The organism is uncultured Maricaulis sp. (genome assembly GCF_963976135.1).
In the GTDB taxonomy this organism is placed as follows: domain Bacteria; phylum Pseudomonadota; class Alphaproteobacteria; order Caulobacterales; family Maricaulaceae; genus Maricaulis.
In genome coordinates, this window is the sequence record NZ_CAXBKN010000020.1 from 18,198 (window position 1) to 36,720 (window position 18,523).

Sequence of the window (18,523 nt, forward strand, 5' to 3'; positions counted from 1 at the left end):
AGGGCCGGACATGCATAGGATAATCCTGCTTTGCGCCATCATCGGCCTTGGAGCGCGAGCGAATTCATCATAGTCTGGCAACCATAAGATGGTTTGGAATCATCATTTCCTGTGCCTTAACTTCTGATTCAGGGGTGAAGCGCAGGCTTCGGGGATGCAGGCATGAGGGAGAGACCGTCCTGACTGCCGGATCATACACAAGTCGGATCACAAATAGGGAGGTGTCCATGGTTTCGCGTTTTGCTCTGGCTGCCGCCGTGTCGATGCTGGCCTCGACCGCCGTCTCGGCACAGGCCCTGCAGGATTCACAGTCCTGGACGACCCGCATTGGTGAGCCGGGCGAGTCGGCGCTCTTGCGCTGGCACTTCTCCAGCGAGGAAGCGGCGCCCGCCATTGGTCTGCTGCCCAGCACCCCGATTCTCGAAACCGATATCACCGCCCTGACCGGTCAGGTCGACTTCTTTCCTTTCGGTGATGAGTTCTACGTGTCTGCCGGTGCGGTCCGGCCTCTGTATGGCAATACCGCGCCCGTCTGGAACCAGCAGACCGGGAGTCCTGCCTGGGCGAGCTTTCCCCATGCTGAACTCACGGAAAACCTGAGCGAGAGTGGGCTGGAGAAACTGACCAGCTATCTCGGCGCGGGAATAACCGTGCGCAATATGGACCAGTGGAGCCTGACGGTGGAAGGCGGCGCCTATTTCCAGGACCGTGGCCGCGACAGGCTGCAAATCCTCGACCAGGACACCGGCGAGACCATGACCCTGCTGGACGATCTCGACACGATGGATCGCCAGGCTGTTGGAGAAACCCAGGCGCGTTCCTTCCGCCCGGTGGCCCATCTGGTCATTCGCCGCCGCTTCTGATCCCGGCGCGAATTCCGCTTTCCCGAACTCATCGTCCCGATTTCGCGCTTTGCGCTGGACGGCTGTCCGTGGTTTCCTCCGAATCATCCGTTTTGCCCGCCTGCCGGCTGGCTTGAAGATTCGCCCGACGCCTCATGGTCCTCAATCTCTCCTTCCTGCCCTTCCTGAAACGAGTGGAGAAATCTGCCCTCAATGCGGTGGAGGCCGAAGTTGAATGGTTCTGCCTGCCCGCCGGACAGATGCTGTTCCGCGAAGGCGATCCGGCCGATGCCTTCTATCTGGTGCGGTCCGGTGCGCTGGCCGCCTTCCGCGGCGGGGCACTCGGGCGGCCCAATCTGATTGGCTATATTCGCGCCGGCGAGCCGGTCGGCGAGATGTCGCTGCTCGATGAAAGCCCGCACAGCGCAAGCGTCTATGCCCTGCGCGATACCGAGCTGGTGCGCCTGCCCAAGGCGAGTTTCGACAAGCTGACCCGCAAACATGCCAGCCTGATGCGCGAACTGGCGCGCATGATGCTGGCACGCCTGCGCGGGAGCCAGCGGAATCTGACTGCAGAGCCCAAGGTCTTCGCGCTGATCAGCAGCTCGCCGACAATTGATCTCGCCTACCGCGCTGCCGAACTGAAGAATGCTCTCGCCCGAAGCGGCAAGAGCTGCGCCATTTGCGACGAGAGTTGCGCGGAGTGGAGCGGCCGCCGCCTGGAGGAACTCGAAACCGGGCATGATATCGTGCTGCTGACAGCGCGTCTGGGCGATCCGGTCTGGGCCCGGCGGGCGATGGGCCGGGCTGATCGCATCTGGCTGCTGGCGCGTGCCGATGCCCGCCCCTCGACACCGCTTCTTCCCGATGATCCCTCACCCGCTGCCAAGCTCAAGCTGATCGACGTCGTGATGCTGCATTTTGGCGGAACAACAGCAGCTTCACGGCCACAGGAATGGGCCACGGCTTCGGAGGCGGCGCGGGTCTTCCATTGGCGCCAGGACCATGATCGCATTGATGCCGAAAGGTTGGCGCGGACACTGACCGGCCAGTCGGTCGGGCTGATCGTCTCCGGCGGCGGCGCGCGTGCCTATGCCCATATCGGCGCGATCCGGGCCCTGCGCGAGGCGGGGATGAAGTTTGATTTCGTCGGCGGTGCCTCGATGGGCGGCATCATCGCTGCCGGGATCGGGCTGGACTGGAGCGATAACGAGCTGGAGGACCGGATCCGGCGCGCCTTCGTCGATTCCAACCCGCTGGACGACTGGACTCTGCCAGTCATCTCCCTGGCCAAGGGCCGCAAGGTCAATGCCCGCCTGAAGGAACATTTCGGCGATGCCGAAATCGCCGACATGGTACGCCCCTTCTTCTGCCTGTCCTCGAATCTCGCCACGGGCCGCCCCTTCGTGCACCGCAGCGGCCTGGTGCGCGAAGCCCTGCGGGCCACCGTCGCCATTCCCGGCCTGCTGCCGCCGGTTGTCCAGGACGGGCAGATCCTGGTCGATGGCGCCGTGTTCACCAATTTCCCGGCCCGCGAAATGCGCGCCTTCCATCGGGGCTCGGTGGTCGGGGTCGATGTCAGCCGTGCCCAGGGCCTCGACCCGGATGATTTCATCGATCCGCCCAGCTTTTTCGGCTGGGTACGCCAGCACGGATTCAAATCCCTGCCACCGATCGCCTCCCTGCTGATGCGCGCCGCCACGGTCGGTGTCGCCGATGACCGCGATACCGGGCGTGAGGCGGCCGATCTTCTGATCCTGCCGGAAACCACGGTCGATCTGCGGGACTGGGAACGTTATGACGAATCGCTGGAAGCCGGCTTCGAGGCCGCCCAGGGCATGCTGGCGGGATTGAGCGATGACATGCGCGCGCGCCTCGGCCTGCCGGCGCGTGTCGGCTGAAGCCGCCTTGCCGCAGCCGCGATCAGTAAGGCGGGCCTTCGAGCCAGCTGAGCAGGCGAAGCGTGCGACGGGCGGCATAGTCCATCCGGCAGCCCGCGCTTACCAGCGGCTGCATCGAGCCGCCCTCATAGGCCGAGGCGGAAAAATCGCAATCAGCATCACGCAGCGCCATCCAGGCGCGCTGAGCCTCCCGCAGGCCGGCATCGCGAGGGGCTTCGAGCCGTTGCATATAGGCGCCATAGGACACGTTGAGCCGGGCATCCCAGGCCTCATATTCCTCAACCGTACAGCGGATCATGCCAGCATTGGTCTCACCATCCCGGCTCAGCCGCATGCAGGCACTGGCGTATTCGCCAATGCATTCGCTCTCGCGCGCCGCAATGTCGGGATAACGGCCCAGACAGGCCTCGATCGTATTGGCTGCCGAAAGCATCGGCATGGACTGCACCGCCGGTTCGCCCGATTTCTGCGCATCGGCGCAGGCGGAAAGGGCAATCGACAGGCTGGCGGCAAGCATCAGAATGCGCATGGGGGCCTCATCGGTGCAGCGAGACCGTCAGCCTAGCGCCTTTCCCCTCATCCGGTCCAGCGCGAGCCGGAGCGAAATCAGGCGCTCTCGTTGAACAATTCGCGCCCGATCAGCCAGCGGCGGATTTCCGATGTGCCGGCGCCGATCTCGTAGAGCTTGGCATCGCGCAGAAGGCGGCCGGTGGCGTATTCATTGATATAGCCATTGCCGCCCAGCAACTGGATCGCGTCCAGCGCCATCTGGGTCGCCGCCTCGGCGGAATAGAGGATTGCGCCGGCGGCATCCTTGCGCGTGGTCTGGCCGCGGTCACAGGCCTTCGCCACGGCATAGACATAGGACCGGGACGCATTCATGCGCACATACATGTCGGCCAGCTTGCCCTGGACCAGCTGGAAGGAGCCGATCGATTCGCCGAATTGCTTGCGCTCGCGCACATAGGGCATCACCACATCCATGCAGGCCTGCATGATGCCGATCGGACCGGACGACAGCACCGCGCGCTCGTAATCGAGGCCGGACATCAGGATTTTGGCACCGCCATTGAGCGGGCCCATCACATTCTCGGCCGGGATTTCACAATCCTCGAACACCAGCTCACCGGTTTCCGAGCCGCGCATGCCCAGCTTGTCGAGCTTCTGGGCAACGGAGAAGCCCTTGAAATCGCGCTCGACGATGAAGGCGGAAATGCCGCGCGAACCGGCCGTGGCGTCGGTCTTGGCATAGACGACAAGCGTATCGGCGGCCGGCGCATTGGTGATCCACATCTTGCTGCCGTTGAGCACATAATGATCGCCGCGCTTTTCCGCCTTCAGCCGCATCGAGACGACATCCGAGCCGGCACCGGGCTCCGACATCGCCAGCGCGCCGACATGCTGGCCGGAAATCAGCTTGGGCAGGTAGCGCGCCTTCTGTTCGGGATTGCCCCAGCGGCGCAGCTGATTGACGCAGAGATTGGAATGGGCGCCATAGCTCAGACCAACCGAGGCCGAGGCGCGGCTGATCTCTTCCATCGCGACGACATGTTCGAGATAGCCAAGACCGGTGCCGCCATCGGCTTCCGGCACGGTAATCCCGAGCAGGCCCAGCGCGCCCATTTTCTCCCACAAATCAGCGGGGAACACGTCGGAGCGATCGATTTCCGCAGCGCGCGGCGCGATCTCGTCAGACGCAAAGGAACGGACGGTGTCGCGGATCATGTCCGCAGTTTCACCAAGGTCGAAGTCGAGGGAAGGATATTGATTGGAGATCATGCCCAGCGACATAGCACTCAGGCCGGGCCGGTCAAGATAGAGCCTGCCCTATTCGGCCTGACCAGCGCGGTAGCGCCTGCGTTTGGCAGCCAGCACAGATGACAACATCCAGCCGGCAGTGATGGCCAGGAAGGCGCCGCCAACCGTTGCCAGCACGCCCCAGGTGGGATCGCGCTCGACCCAGACCCGCGGCCAGTCGCCGTAGATATCCAGCGCTCCGGCACCGGCAACGACCAGACCCGCGATCAAGGTCGCCAGAAAGCCCCAACCATCTTCCTCACTCGGAGGTGAAGTTGGCTTGCTCTCGATGAAAACACCGGATTCGCCTACCAGATCGCGCGGCGAGAAGGGATCATCACCATCCGCCTCGTCCTCGGTCAGCTCGGACAGTCCTGCCAGCTCATCGATATGGGCTCGATCATGGTCGGCCGGGATACCGCCACCTTCACCGGCTATATCACCAACAGCGCCGGCGCTCGGAGCCGGCGTGTCGGCGGGATGCGGTGGCGGTGTGTCATCACCCGACACGGCCAGGCTACGCTCAACGATTGCCGCCGCAGCAAGGGGGAGATCAACCGCCGCGCCGCTCGCAGTTTCATCAGCCCCGGCTCCAGCGCCGTCCACGGCCTCGATATCAGCTTCAATGTCAGACGCCGCGTCCCCCCCCGCTTCGACATCATCCTCGGCTTCATCCTCGGCTTCATTCTCGGCTTCAGGCCCGGACGCGATTTCAGGGGCGGCTTCTGGCGCAGGTTCTGCTTCAGCTTCTGGCTGTGCAGCCAGCAAATCTTCACTCCGGATATCGGCAGCCAGCGGGGCCGCGGCCGGATCGGTCAGCTCGTCACCCCCGGACGCAGGCATTTCCGGCTCTTCGGCGTCCGGCTCGCCTTCGGGCAAGCTGTCCAGCACAAGTGTGGCCGAGATCGCGCCGGCAAACACATAGCCCAGGCTGATGCCCTCGGGCATAGGCTCGCCCTGCGTCAGCGCGGCGGGGCTCGATTGCCCCTCACCGCTCTCGGCGCGGGCCTGGGCCATTTCCTGCGCCATCCGTGCCATCACCTGCGCGGAAGCCGGGAGTGCGGCCGGCGCCGGATCGGCCTCAGGCGCGGCCGGCTCAGCCTCGCTCGCCGGCGCCATCATGCCGGCTTCGGCCGGCTCAGGCTCAAGCGGCTCGGCTGTGTCGGCCTGTTCCGGCCTATCATCGCCATCGATAGCGCCCACCGGCCCGTCGCCCTGTCCATCGGCCGGCTCGCTGACAGGCTGTTCAATCGCGTCATCGCCCGGATCGGAAACGGGTTCGGCCCCGGTTTCGGCTAGGGGCTCGACCGCCGGCTCAGTCGAAGCCTCAGGCGCGAGGTCGGAGGCAGGCTCAGACTCCGCCTCAGGGATAATTGTATCAGGCTGGGTCGCCTCGAGCTCTTGCGGCATCGCACCGACAGTCGCGAGGATACGGGCAATTTCCTGTTCCGCTTCACGGCGGGCGGCGAGCTGACGCGCCAGGACGGGCGGCGCGGGCGGCGGCAGGATCGAACCGGGCAAGGCCGGGCGCGTGGCGGGCTGCACAGGAGCGGCTATTGCCTCGGCATCACCAGGGTGCTCGATCTTGATCACGACATCGACCATGGCCGGCTTGTGCTCGACGGCGCGCTCCGGGGCGAGCCCGGCCAGTATCATGGCGCTTTCCGCCTCGCGGCGGGCCGGGTCGCCTTCGCCATAGCTGGCCAGGGCTTCGGCAGCAGCCTCGACACGGCCCTCGAACATATAGCGAGCCACATCAGAGTTCCGGAAGGCGGCCGGCCCGATATCATGAACAAAGGAGGTCAGCGCGTCGCGTTGCGCATCGGGGAGCCGGGCCGGCATAATCTCGTCAACCGCCGCTTCCGCCTGCATCACATCATAGATCAAAAGGAGCGAGGCATCATCGCGTGAAACGCTGACACCCTCGCGGGCCGCGGCCCGGTGACCGAAGCCGACACGCCAGTGTCCGTCGCTGCCCTGGGCAGCAAGTTCGCGATAGGGCTCGAACCGCTCAATAAGTGCGCGGGCCGCCGGAGAAGATTTGATTTGCGGTTTCATCGTGTTCTGTTTCGAGACCCGTCGCTGCATCAATACTGAGCAACTGCAAGCCCGATGCCGGACGGCCTAACTGGCCTCATCGAGGAAGACATCCGTCGTGTCCATCGCCGTGAACGGCGCGAAGAAGCCACCACCGCTGCCGCCGCCGATCAGATAAATACCGCCTTCAAGCGCGGCAGCATCGGCGGCCGTGCGCGGAGACGGCAGATCGGGCTCGCTGCGCCAGCCTGCCTCACCCGGCTGCCAGGAAGCATGGCGTCGCAGGGTCAGCCGCTGCTCGCCATCCGTCCCGGTCCCGCCCAACACGTGCAGGCGGCCATGATGAGCCACAGCGGCAATGCCCGTGCTGGCACCGGGCAGTTCGGGGCCCGCACTCCAGGCATCCGCTTCGAGGTCATAAATATCAACGCGGGCGGAGAGTTCGCCGCGCAGGGAGCCGCCAATCACGTAGATGCGGCCGTCGAAGGCCACGATCGCGGCACCACGCCGGGTGACATCATCGGGAATGTCGACGGTTTCCCAGCTGCGTGCTGCAGGGTCGAAGACGTAAATACTGTTATCGTCGCGCGTGCCGCCGATCGCGTAGAGACGCTCACCATAGGCCAGCATAGAAAAATCAGCCTTCGGCCCGGGCATGGCCGCTTCGCTCTGCCAGATGCCGCCATCGGGCGACCAGGACCACATCGAGGCGGTGGGCTCGACACCCAGCTCGCCGGGCGCATAGCCACCGGCCGCATAAATGCGGCCCGCGACCGCGGCCATGCCGAATCGCTCCAGGCCGCGCGGGAGCGATGTTTCGGGCATCCAGCGATTGAGGCCCGGATCAAAAACCTCGAATTCCGCGCGCGGCGAGGTCAGCCCCGCTCCGCCAGCGGCATAGAGCCGGCCGTCCAGCACGGCCACAGCCAGGCCGGCACGGGGCACATCGAGACGGGCCGCCGATTCCCAACGTCCCTGCCCATGGGCCAGGCCTGCCGGCGTCAAAACCAGCGCCGCTGCGGCAAGCAATTTGATCAAATGCACCATTCCACCACCAAGATCTGGCCCGCAACCCGGTCAGATATCATCACAAGAGAACGATTGTCGCCAGCCCCAGAAACGCCAGGAAGCCGACGACATCGGTCACGGTCGTGACAAAAACCGAGGATGCAACCGCCGGATCGGCCCCCGCGCGCACCAGGCCGAGCGGGATCAGAATACCCGACAGACCTGCCAGGGAAAGGTTGACGATCATGGCAATCCCGATCACGGCGGCTATTTCCCAGTCCTGGAACCAGAGCAAGGTCACCGCCGAGATCAGAACCGCAAAGATGACGCCATTGATCGCACCGGTCGCCAGTTCGCGCCAGATCACCCGCACTGCGTTGGCTGCGGTCAGGTCGCGCTCGGCGATCGCCCGCACGGCAACGGCGAGAGATTGTGTCCCGGCATTGCCGCCCATCGAAGCGACGATCGGCATCAGAACGGCCAGAGCCACGACCCGCTCCAGCGCCCCCTCGAACATGGAAATGACGCCGGATGCGAGGATGGCCGTAAACAGATTGACCAGCAGCCAGGGCGCGCGCGAGCGCACCGAGATCAGGACGGTGTCAGCGAGGCCGGCCTCGTTGACGCCGGCGAGCGCAAGCATGTCTTCCTTGTTCTCGTCCTGGATAACATCAACCATGTCCTCCAGGGTCAGCATACCGGTCAGCCGCCCGGCTTCATCGACCACCGGGGCCGAGACGAGATGGTATTTCTGGAACAGATAGGCGACCTCTTCCTGGTCGGTCTCCGGCTTCACCAGAATGCGCGGCGGCTCCATGATGTCGGTCAGATGGACATCACGCTGGGCGCTGAGCAGGCGGCAGACCGGAATCTCGCCAACCGGGCGAAAGCCGGTATCGACCACGAACAGGTCATGGAATTTGTCGGGCAGATCGTCAGCCGATTCGCGCATGTGATCGATGGCATGGCCGATGGTCCAGAAGTCCGGTGCCGCCACGAATTCGCGCTGCATCAAGCGGCCGGCGGTCTCATCATCGAATGCCAGGCTCGATTCAACGGCCTCTCGATTGATGTCGGAGATTTCCGCCAGCACGGCCGCCCGCCGGGCCGGGTTGAGCTCCTCGACCACTTCCGTGGCATCATCGCTGTCGAGTTCCGCAATGGCGGCGGCCAGATGCGAGGGATGGAGATAATCCATCACCACATCACGCGTGCTCGGATCCATCTCGGCGAGGACGTCACCGGAGAAGATGTCCGGGGTCAGCTCCGCCAGAATGCCCTGCTGGCCAGCAGAGAGCTGTTCCAGCACATCGGCGATATCGGCCGCATGCAGGGGCGCCAGCAATTGCCGGATCAGGTCGGGATCGAGGTCAGCTATCGCCTGCCGCAGCTCGGCGACGAATTCGGGATCGGTATCGGCGCGCGCCGAACTTTCACGATAGAGGTCTTCTTCAAAAGCGGTATCGCTCATGCGGCCCTCCATGCGCTGGCTGATTCAGCGGCACACTAGGACGCAAGCGCCGCAAAGGCGAGAGAGCCTGGGCTCACTGCGCCGAATAATTACAGGCCATTTCGAGAAGTAATGGTGCGGTCGAGAAGACTCGAACTTCCACGGGTTTTACCCCACAGCGACCTCAACGCTGCGCGTCTACCAATTCCGCCACGACCGCACGTGGAAGAGGCGCGGAGATAGCAACATCCCCTCCCCTTGTGAAGTGCTTAATACCGCAGTTTAAGCAGCTGCGAAGAATTCATTCGCATCAGCGACCCCGGAAATGGTGATTGAGATGCGATCACCCTGCAAAACAACGTCGCCGCGGGCGATGGGATGATTGTTGGCCAGAATCCAGACCTGGTCGTCCTCGCCGCTATCGAGCGGGATCACGGCTCCGCGCCCCATCCGCAGAAATTGCTGGATTGGCATTTTCGAGCGTCCCAGAAGGACGGCAATCTCGATCTGCACGGCGCCGAGCTGGCTCAACTACATACTCCTGGGCTTGCGATCTCTCGCTGGAATGATGATGTTTGACCGAACCGGTTTCTGCAGGGTTAAGACGGATGGAAAATTCAGCACGCCCTGTCGAGTGGGCCATTTCGCCGGAACCGGTGGCCTATCTTGAGGCTGTTGCGGTCATGGAAGCACGAGTCGCGGCGATCGCCAGCGGCGCTGCTGATGAACTGGTCTGGCTGCTCGAACACCCGCCCCTCTACACCGCCGGGACCTCGGCCAAGCCGGACGATCTGCTCATGCCGGACCGTTTTCCCGTCCACACCACCGGGCGCGGCGGTGAATACACCTATCACGGGCCAGGCCAGCGCGTGGCCTATGTCATGCTCGATCTGACCCGGCGTGGCCGGGACGCGCGCCAATTCGTCTGCAATCTGGAGCGTTGGCTGATCGCGACGGCCGCCAGTTTCGGGGTCGAGGCCGGAACGCGTGCGGGCCGGGTCGGTGTCTGGGTCGCGCGAGACCCCGGCCAGGATAGCGGCCGGGAGGACAAGATCGCCGCCATTGGTGTCCGCCTGCGCCGCTGGGTGTCCTTCCACGGCATCGCCTTCAATGTCGCACCCGACCTCTCGCATTTCGGTGGCATTACGCCGTGCGGTATCTCCAACCCGCTCTACGGTGTAACCAGCCTGGAAGATTTGGGCATCAAGGCCTCATTGGCAGATTTCGACGCCGCGCTGCATCTCGGCTTCAACGAGATTTTCGGCCCGGCACGCATAGTGCCGCCGCCTGAGCGGGCTGAAACCGCGCTGGCCGATGTCTCAGAGGTCCGGTGCGACTGACGGCGCGGCCGGTGGGCGCATACGCGCAAACCAGATCGCAAACAGGGCGATGACCAGCCAGAAACCGAACCAGGATGGCCAAGCCATGCCCGCAGTCAGCGTGTCCATCAATTCGGGCTGCGCCAGCAAATCATTCTGGAAGGCTTCCTGGAAGCCGGGCTGACTGATGGCCTCGGCAAAGGCCTGGTCGTCAGCAGTATCGACGCCATTGCGCTCGGCGAAATCCGTCATGGCCGCAACCAGACCCGGGAATATCCCCACCACCGCCGCGACCCCCTTGGCGAGCACGGCAGCCCCAACCGGCAACAAAGCCAGCGCCGGCTCGCGCCCCGCATGGCGGCGGCGATTGGCATGCACGGCATAGACGAAGAACCAGATCGCGATCAGCGCGATGCCGGAGGGAATCACGATCAGGCCGAACTGCATCCGCATCGCGTCCAGCAATGCCAGAACGGCAAGGCCCAGCAGATAGGCGGTCACAGACGCGCGATAGACGGGCAGGAAGAGAACGAGCGGATTCATCAGACAGCCAGACCTTTCAAGCGAACACACGCCACCATTCCGGGTGAACGCCCGCGGCGTCAACCGGAATGGGGCAGTGAAGGCTGAGAAACGGCCGGGTCAGTGCGTGCCGGACCGGAGCCGGCCTCAAACCAGGGCGGGCTTGAGCTTGAACATGTAATAGCCGACAGCAGCGTTCGCGAGCACGCTGGTGATCATATTCTTGATCACGATCCCCGAACTCATGGTCTGCATGCTGTTCATCTCGGTCAGGCTGACGCCGCCGAAAACCGGGGTCAGAATCACGCCGATCACGATCGATATGACCACTACGGCGATGATCGCCGCAACCGTCATCCAGCCGGACTGGCCGGCATCATGAAAGCGTTTGGAAAAAATACAGACCCAGGCGAAGGCCAGAACCAGGCCAACAATCAGGCTGATCAGCGGTCCGATGCCCGGCACCAGCGATACCAGGTTGAGAATCAGCGATCCGGCAATGATCGCCACCAGACCCTGGGCGAACTCCATGGGACCGAGCTTGCCTTTGGCGCCGATCAGGATGCGCTTGGCATCTTTGGGATCGATAATAAATTGCTGAAAGTTCATGAGATTCTCCCCGTGCAAAGGTCAAAGATTAGCCTAATACGCGAATTTGTGAAGACAAATTCGGGGGCTGATTGAATCGACGGGGGTTGGCGCGCCCTATTCGAACTCGATCATCATCTCGTCGGCGGCGACAGACGCACCGGGCGTCACGGATACGGTCTTGATCACCCCGTCCTTGTCGGCGCGGATCACATTTTCCATTTTCATCGCCTCGACGACCAGGAGAATTTCGCCGCCCTTGACCACCTGCCCCGCCTCGACCGCGATCGAGACCACCAGTCCCGGCATCGGGCTCAGCACCAGTTTGGACGTATCGGCCTTTTCCTTCTCCGGCAGCAGGAGATGAAGCTCTGCCGAGCGCGCCGAGCAGACCAGAGCGACCGCCGAATAGCCCCGATGGCGCAGACGGTAACCTTCCGTGCGGTCGGAGAATTCCAGCGCGAAGGCCTGACCATTGATCTCGGCTTCGAATAATTGCGCACCGGCGCTCCAGCCAGTCTTGAGCTCGAATGGCTGTTCCGCCAGTGTCGGCGCCCAGATACGGGCCTCGCCCGGTCCGCCCAGTTCAATTTCGACCGGGAAGCGACGCCCGTCCATCAGGACGATCCATTCGCGTGGCCCCGGTGCGGGCGGCGGCGTGATCCGACCCTCGATCTGCGCGGCCCTGCGCACGAAAGTCTCGTGCACGAAGGCGGCGGCACAGACCATCCATGTCAGCTGGTCCTCGCGCGGTGCGGTGCCGTGGAAACCGTCGGGGAAATGCTGGTCGATATAGCCGGTATGGATGCGCCCGGCGCGGAAATCCGCCTCGTCGAGCACGGCCGAGAGGAAGGGCGCATTCGATTGCAGCCCCTCGACATGCAGACGGTCGAGGGCGGCCGCCAGCGTGTCGATGGCGATCTCGCGGGTTTTGCCATAGCCAATCACCTTGGCGATCATCGGATCATAGAAGAGCGAAATCTCGTCGCCTTCCCTGACCCCGGCATCGATGCGCAATTCGCCCTGGCCGAGCGGCCCGGATTTCGGTTCGGTAAAGCGTTTGAGCCGCCCGATCGATGGCAGGAAACCGCGATAGGGATCTTCCGCATACAGCCGCGCTTCGACGGCCCAGCCCTTGATCTTGACGTCGCGCTGGGTCAGCTCGAGCGGCAGGCCGGCGGCAGAGCGGATCATCTGCTCGACCAGATCGAGCTGCACCGTCATCTCGGTCACCGGGTGCTCGACCTGCAGCCGCGTATTCATTTCGAGGAAATAGAAATTGCGATCCTTGTCGACGATGAATTCGACCGTTCCGGCGCTGTCATAATCGACCGCGGCCGAGAGCGCGACGGCCTGCTCGCCCATGGCGGCGCGGGTCTTGGCGTCGAGGAAGGGCGATGGTGCCTCTTCGAGGACTTTCTGATTGCGGCGCTGAACGGAGCATTCGCGCTCATTGAGATGGATCACATGGCCGTGCTTGTCGCCAAGCACCTGGATCTCGATATGACGTGGTTCCTCGATGAATTTCTCGATCAGGATACGGTCATCGCCGAAGGCGGTCCGGGCCTCATTGCGCGCAGCGGCGAAGCCCTCGCGTGTCTCCTGCTCGGTGCGCGCGATGCGCATGCCCTTGCCGCCACCACCGGCGGAAGCCTTGAGCATCACCGGATAACCGATTGCCCTAGCCGCCGCGACAGCGGTGTCGGCATCGGCGATCTCGCCATCGGCGCCGGGAATCGTCGAGACGCCGGCCTTGGCGGCGAGCTGTTTGGAGCGAATCTTGTCGCCCATCGCCTCGATGGCGTGCACATTCGGCCCGATCCAGGCGACGCCGATCTTCTCGAGCGCGATCGGGAAGGCGGCATTCTCGGACAGGAAGCCAAACCCGGGATGCACGGCATCGGCCCCGGTCTGCTTGATCACTTCAAGGATTGTTTCAAGCCGCAAATAGCTCTCGCCCGGCGCCGGCGGTCCGATGAAGACGGCCTCATCGGCCATTTCCACGGCGAGACTGTCGGCATCGGCTTCCGAATAGACCGCCACAGTGGCAATACCCAGGCGCTGGCAGGTCTTGATAACTCGCACGGCGATTTCACCGCGATTGGCGATCAGGATTTTCTTGAACATTGCGGCCCCAGGCAAGACGGGCGGACGCCCGGTTAGGCTCCGGTTTAGCGTGGCTCGCGCCCATGGAGCAAGTCGTGGTGTGTAACCGGTCAATCGCCTTCGAGATGATGGTCGAGCCAGTCAAACTCGATCGCCCGCAATCTTCCGATCACCGTCACCAGGAATGCCGTCGACCAGCCGATCAGCAGGAAGCCGTTAAAGCCCTCAATGGCCCCGACCAGGCGCCATTCCTGCGACAACAGCACATCGCCATAGCCGAGCGTGGTGAAGGTACTGGTGGCGAAATACAGCGCCGATTCCAGCGTCGAGAACTCGCCCAGCACCAGATAGAGCAAGGCGTAGCTCCAGATCTCGACCGCATGGATCGCGAACAGGCCGAACACGATCAGCATGATGAAACCGGTCTGGCGCGCCATGCTCTGATGCGGCCGGATACGGCCGGTCCGGGCGCGCATGAATGCCATCAGCAAGACCAGACCGCCCATATGCATCACGACGGTGACCGAACAGATCGCGAAGGAAACCAGTATTGCCCAGATCATGTTCTTGCCCTTCGCCGCCGGGCCGCCTGATGGGCTCGCCTTGCTGCCAGTAAAGCCGATGACGGCCAAATCGCAAGACTGTTCTTCGCGCGCGGCCCGATCCGCGCCAAGATGGGCGAGAGGGATTCGAGGAGCCAATCATGTCCAAGCCGATCTACCGCCTGTCTTCGATCGCGCGCCCGCTGGAGCCGCAATATCCGACCAATCGGGCCGTGCTGATTCTCCTGCCCCTGATCGCGCTGGCAACCGGCGCCGCCGCCTTCGTCCTGCGAGATGCCGGCCTGGCCGGCGCCGCCTCGGCCGGGCTGGCGGGTCTGCTGGCCGCCTTCCTTGCCTGGGCGCTCGGCCGCGAGGTTGATCCCGATCGTAATGAGGCTGCCTTCATCGCCATGGCGCTGACCGTCGCCGCCCTCATCCTGGGCTATGCCCCTGCCCTGTGGGTGCTGGCGCTGGCGCTGATGGCAACCCGCATTGTCGTGCGCACGGTCGGGCAAGCCGCCAAGCTGACCGACCTCGCAATCGTCACCGTGCTGGCCGGGATGGCGGTGTTCCTTGACGGCTATTGGGCGATGGGCCTGGTCGCCGCTTTCGCGATGGCCCTCGACCTGCTCTATGACCGCAAGCGCACCCTCAACCTGGTATTTGCCGCCTTCGCGACCAGTTTTTCGATGTTTGCCGTCGTCCAGCGCGGCGGCGAATGGGGCGCGCTGACACTGGAGCCCCTGGGCCTGGTCAATCCGGCCTGGAGCCTGGCGGCGCTAATCCTGACCGCACTGAGCGCGATTTTCATCCTCACCTGCCCGGCCATCACCAGCGTCTGCGATGCCAATGGGGCGCCGCTGGAACGGCGACGCGTGCGCGGCGGTGCGGTAATGGTAGTGCTGTTCGCGACCGCAGCGATGTTTGAAGCCCAGGCCGGATTGCTCGCCACACTGCCTGTGTGGGCTGTTCTGGCCGGCATGGTCGCCGGGCGCGTCTGGCCACGGCGCAAGCGCGCCTAGCGCTCCACAACCGCAAGCGCTGCCGCCCGTCCGGACCGCATCGCGCCATGTAGCGTGCCGGGCGCATTGGTCGAGGTCGCCTCGCCCGCAAAGAAAATCCGGTTATCGACCGCATCGAGCAGACGGATACGCGTATCGGCGCGTGTCGCCTCGACCGGGAAGGAATAGCTGCCAAAGGCGTTTTCATCGCCGGCCCAGCGCGTTACCTGCACCGCCGAAGGTTCGGGAAAGCTCGAGCCGAACATGGAGCGCAGCGCCTCGGTCGCCAACTGGCCGGTCGTGCGGTCACTGGCGCCCTCCAGCTCGCGGGCAAACGAGCCGGCATTGAACCCCATGATCGCCGCGCCCTCGCCATAGGCGGCCATATTGACGAATTCACTCCATTCGCCACGCGCATCGGCAAGCCGGTTGAAGCGCTCGATACTGCGCGGCCAGTTGACCGCATCGAAACGCAGCACGCATTTGTTGAGCAGGCCGGAACCGAGCGCATTGATCGCCTCGAGCTTGGTTGATGGCAGGCCCGGCTCAAACTGGATATGCCCCGCCTGCAGCACGCCCAGCGGCACTGTCACGATCACCACATCGGCATGCTCGGCGCCGGCAGACGTCGTCACCGAGACCCCGCTGCCGTGATACGCGACCCGTTCGACCCGCTGATTGAGCCGGACATCCAGATCGTCAGCCAGCGCTCGCGCCAGCCGGTCGAGCCCGCCGGTCACCCAGGCATCGCCGCCAGGCAAATCCTCGCCCTCGGTCCAGAAACAGCGCGAAAGCCGTTCGAAATCACTGCCAAACTCATGCTCGACAATGGTGTTGATCGCGAACTGGGCCCGCTGACGCTTGCTGGCACCGGAGGCATCGAGACTGACCTGACGCGCCATCCGGTTGGCGACCGTCCCACGCGGACGGCTGCGGCAAGCGCGCGCCAGCGCATCACCCGGCGCGCTCTCCATATGGCGTTCGAGGCGGCGTTCAACCGCTTCCAGCCGCGCCAGGGCCTGCCGGCCGAGCAGACCGGATCCGGCTTCATAAACGGCGCGATTAGCATAATCCGTGGGCAATAATTCCAGCCCGGCGCTGCGGGCCGCGGTGGCGGCCGGATTGCCGGTGACGCCATGAATCCAGGAAGCGCCAAGCTCCACCGGCAGATCGGCCCAGTGATGGCTGGTCTTGAGACGGCCACCAATCCGCGTCTGCGCCTCGAGCACCACAACTTCCAGGCCGGCCCGCATCATGTCGCGGGCACAGATCAGCCCCGCCACGCCTGCACCGATGACGATCGCCTTGCCTGCGCGCCTTTGCGCCGCCGACAAGGCCGGCAAGAGCGGCATCGCCGCCAGACCGGCCAGCAAGCTGCGTCGGTTCATACATCTCAACGCCATCACGCCTTGCTCACATGACCCCGTGCCCGGCAGCCATAGTCCGCGCAAATCAAGACCTTGTCACCCGGCAATCCCGGCTCGCCCGGACGCGCCGCCGCCTGTTTGCTGCGTCTGGCGGCCCGGCGCCTTTTGCGCGATAGTGATGGCGGAGGAAATGCCATGGCGTCCAACCTGTCCGATTGCCTGTCGCGTGAGGAATTGCGCGAGCTGTCGCGTCCGGCTGACTGGCAGGGTGGATTGATGCTGGCGGGCGATTTCGCCCTCGTCATCCTTGCCTATGGACTGGCCATCCTCTGGCCCAATCCACTCACCATGCTGACGGCCATCGCCCTGCTCGGCGGACGCCAGCTCAGCTTCGCCATCATCATGCATGATTGCGCCCACCGCTCGCTCTTCCACACCCGCGCGCTCAATGAATTCGTCGGCAAGTGGATTGGCGGCGCCGCCATTGATGCCCCCTTCCTCGCCTATCGCGCCTATCATTTCGACCATCATAAATATGCCGGCACCGAGAAGGATCCCGACAAGGGCCTCGTCAAGGACTATCCGGTCACGCCCGCCAGCCTGCGCCGGAAATTCACCCGCGACCTGACCGGCCAGACCGGGATGCGCGAGCTGATCGGCTCATGGCAAAACCCGGTCCTCGCCGAAAAGCTTCCCTTCCTCGTTTTCCAGCTGGTGATGATGATCGCCCTGTTCGCCGCCGGTGCCCTGTGGGCGATCGCGCTGTGGTGGGCGGCGCGCATCCTGATCTTCCCCGCCGTGATGCGCCTGCGCCATATCGGCGAACACGGCGTCGCCATCGACCGGCTCGATACCGAACCGCGCAATAATACGCACACCACCCACGCCAACTGGATCGAGCGCGCGCTGGTGGCGCCGAACTACGTGAATTATCACCTCGAACACCACCTCTTCGCCGCCATACCGCCGTATAACCTGCCCAAACTCCACCGGGTTTTGAGTGAGCGGGGCTATTTCGAGGGCTATGAAGGTTCGAGCGCGCCAAGCTATCGCGCGATGCTCAAGAAAGCGGTGCGGACGGACGATGCCGAAGCTGACGCCGCGCCATAGCCAGGCCTAGGGCAGCGTGACCGGCGCGCTTCCGGCGATATGGCGCAACTCGATCCAGCCGCTGCGGCAAGGGCCCGCATAGGCGCGGACCGACCGGGGAACCGGATCCAGCCGGCATTGTTCGCGTGTGCCACCATAGACAATCCCCGCCCACACGCCTGTCCTGTCATCGCGCTCGTCACACACCATGACCGCTTCTGCCGGCTGCATCATGTCGATCGCAATATCGAGATTGCCCGGCTCCGGGTGGACGAGGATGATCGGCGGCGCGTCAGACCCTGCGAAGCTATATTTGCCGGGAAAATCAATCTGCGATGCGTGACAGGACTGTCCTGCACCATGGGTGACAGGCAGGATTCGGACAGCGCTTACATCGGCCTCCGGCGGACGGGTCCGGGGACCCGATGCCAGGTGATCGCCGACTGCGAGCACTGCAATCGCTGTCATTGGCCCCAGAACCAATGCCGCCAAAATTCGAACCACCCCCATAGTCCCACCCGATTTCCGGCCGCCAGATAAAAGGGCGCGGGCACCCGCGTGCAAGATGCAAACGGATTTACCTCAGCGGGTGGTGCCAATTCGCAACAGGCCGAAATGAGCCGGAAGCAGCCGTTCAGCGCGGGATCATGGCGGGGTGTCGGGTACCAGACTTCAACCGCCTATCCCCACCATCAGCAAACTATCTCACGTCATCCTGACGCAAGTCCGGACCTCGACGCGACAGGGTCGGAGCCCTTGATATCGAGGTCCCGGCTGGAGTCCACGCCCGCGCAGGCGGGGGTCGGGATGACGAATTTTCGGCGATGTTATCCCCACCCCCTCGCGCCTGGCGCATAATCACCTCGTTCCGGTCGCACGGGAGGCGTGAGCTCAGTCATTCGCGGCGGTTGGAAGCGTGCAGCCTGTCCGGGTAGAGGGGTGACGGCCCGAACT

The 18,523-nt window shown here is 64.0% G+C and carries 17 protein-coding genes and 1 tRNA gene; 5 read left to right on the forward strand and 13 right to left on the reverse strand.

Features of this window, described 5'->3' with window-relative positions; all coding sequences use genetic code 11:
- The first annotated feature begins 227 nt into the window (after positions 1-227).
- The gene (locus tag AAC023_RS04430; protein WP_339738535.1) at positions 228-863 is read left to right on the forward strand and encodes a hypothetical protein; all 636 of its coding nucleotides are present in this window, start codon (positions 228-230) and stop codon (positions 861-863) included.
- A gap of 134 nt (positions 864-997) precedes the next feature.
- Entirely contained in the window at positions 998-2,743 is a 1,746-nt protein-coding gene (locus tag AAC023_RS04435) for a patatin-like phospholipase family protein (RefSeq protein WP_339738537.1), read from the forward strand.
- A 22-nt stretch (positions 2,744-2,765) separates the two neighbouring features.
- On the opposite strand, the gene AAC023_RS04440 is transcribed toward AAC023_RS04435, so the two are convergent.
- The 7 genes from AAC023_RS04440 to AAC023_RS04470 form a co-directional block, all read right to left on the reverse strand.
- Positions 2,766-3,272: a lysozyme inhibitor LprI family protein gene (locus tag AAC023_RS04440; RefSeq protein ID WP_339738539.1), complete on the reverse strand. Its 507-nt coding sequence runs from the start codon at positions 3,270-3,272 to the stop codon at positions 2,766-2,768.
- Positions 3,273-3,349: 77 nt separating this feature from the next.
- Entirely contained in the window at positions 3,350-4,522 is a 1,173-nt protein-coding gene (locus tag AAC023_RS04445; RefSeq protein ID WP_339738541.1) for an isovaleryl-CoA dehydrogenase, read from the reverse strand.
- 48 nt (positions 4,523-4,570) lie between these two features.
- Positions 4,571-6,598, reverse strand: coding sequence for a glycoside hydrolase family protein (locus tag AAC023_RS04450; protein ID WP_339738543.1), 2,028 nt, complete (start codon positions 6,596-6,598; stop codon positions 4,571-4,573).
- A 66-nt stretch (positions 6,599-6,664) separates the two neighbouring features.
- Positions 6,665-7,624: a hypothetical protein gene (locus AAC023_RS04455; RefSeq protein WP_339738544.1), complete on the reverse strand. Its 960-nt coding sequence runs from the start codon at positions 7,622-7,624 to the stop codon at positions 6,665-6,667.
- 40 nt (positions 7,625-7,664) lie between these two features.
- Positions 7,665-9,056 (reverse strand): magnesium transporter, encoded by a 1,392-nt coding sequence (gene mgtE / locus AAC023_RS04460; RefSeq protein ID WP_339738546.1) that lies wholly within the window; start codon positions 9,054-9,056, stop codon positions 7,665-7,667.
- 112 nt (positions 9,057-9,168) lie between these two features.
- Positions 9,169-9,255 (reverse strand) — tRNA-Leu (locus AAC023_RS04465).
- Positions 9,256-9,317: 62 nt separating this feature from the next.
- Positions 9,318-9,566, reverse strand: coding sequence for a FliM/FliN family flagellar motor switch protein (locus AAC023_RS04470; protein ID WP_091771596.1), 249 nt, complete (start codon positions 9,564-9,566; stop codon positions 9,318-9,320).
- Between the two features lie 77 nt (positions 9,567-9,643).
- Between AAC023_RS04470 and lipB the strand changes: the two genes are divergently transcribed.
- Positions 9,644-10,375, forward strand: coding sequence for a lipoyl(octanoyl) transferase LipB (gene lipB, locus AAC023_RS04475; RefSeq protein ID WP_339738551.1), 732 nt, complete (start codon positions 9,644-9,646; stop codon positions 10,373-10,375).
- On the opposite strand, the gene AAC023_RS04480 is transcribed toward lipB, so the two are convergent.
- The 4 genes from AAC023_RS04480 to AAC023_RS04495 form a co-directional block, all read right to left on the reverse strand.
- Positions 10,355-10,897 carry a hypothetical protein gene (locus AAC023_RS04480; RefSeq protein WP_339738553.1) on the reverse strand — a complete coding sequence of 181 codons (543 nt, stop codon included), beginning with the start codon at positions 10,895-10,897 and terminating at the stop codon, positions 10,355-10,357. The genes lipB and AAC023_RS04480 overlap by 21 nt on opposite strands.
- A gap of 126 nt (positions 10,898-11,023) precedes the next feature.
- Entirely contained in the window at positions 11,024-11,485 is a 462-nt protein-coding gene (locus AAC023_RS04485) for a DUF805 domain-containing protein (protein ID WP_339738554.1), read from the reverse strand.
- 96 nt (positions 11,486-11,581) lie between these two features.
- Positions 11,582-13,591, reverse strand: a complete 2,010-nt coding sequence (locus tag AAC023_RS04490; RefSeq protein WP_339738556.1) for an acetyl/propionyl/methylcrotonyl-CoA carboxylase subunit alpha — start codon at positions 13,589-13,591, stop codon at positions 11,582-11,584.
- An 89-nt stretch (positions 13,592-13,680) separates the two neighbouring features.
- Entirely contained in the window at positions 13,681-14,133 is a 453-nt protein-coding gene (locus AAC023_RS04495) for a potassium channel family protein (RefSeq protein ID WP_339738558.1), read from the reverse strand.
- 140 nt (positions 14,134-14,273) lie between these two features.
- On the opposite strand from AAC023_RS04495, the gene AAC023_RS04500 reads away from it, so the two are divergent.
- On the forward strand, positions 14,274-15,134 hold the full coding sequence (locus AAC023_RS04500) for a hypothetical protein (protein WP_339738560.1): 861 nt from the start codon (positions 14,274-14,276) through the stop codon (positions 15,132-15,134).
- Here AAC023_RS04500 and AAC023_RS04505 read toward each other — a convergent pair.
- On the reverse strand, positions 15,131-16,501 hold the full coding sequence (locus AAC023_RS04505) for an FAD-dependent oxidoreductase (RefSeq protein ID WP_339738562.1): 1,371 nt from the start codon (positions 16,499-16,501) through the stop codon (positions 15,131-15,133). The two genes, AAC023_RS04500 and AAC023_RS04505, sit on opposite strands and share 4 nt — an antisense overlap.
- Before the next feature lie 174 nt (positions 16,502-16,675).
- Between AAC023_RS04505 and AAC023_RS04510 the strand changes: the two genes are divergently transcribed.
- Complete coding sequence (locus AAC023_RS04510; RefSeq protein WP_339738564.1) at positions 16,676-17,590, forward strand: fatty acid desaturase family protein; 915 nt, start codon at positions 16,676-16,678, stop codon at positions 17,588-17,590.
- A gap of 6 nt (positions 17,591-17,596) precedes the next feature.
- On the opposite strand, the gene AAC023_RS04515 is transcribed toward AAC023_RS04510, so the two are convergent.
- Positions 17,597-18,037 carry a hypothetical protein gene (locus tag AAC023_RS04515; protein WP_339738566.1) on the reverse strand — a complete coding sequence of 147 codons (441 nt, stop codon included), beginning with the start codon at positions 18,035-18,037 and terminating at the stop codon, positions 17,597-17,599.
- Between the last annotated feature and the right edge of the window lie 486 nt (positions 18,038-18,523).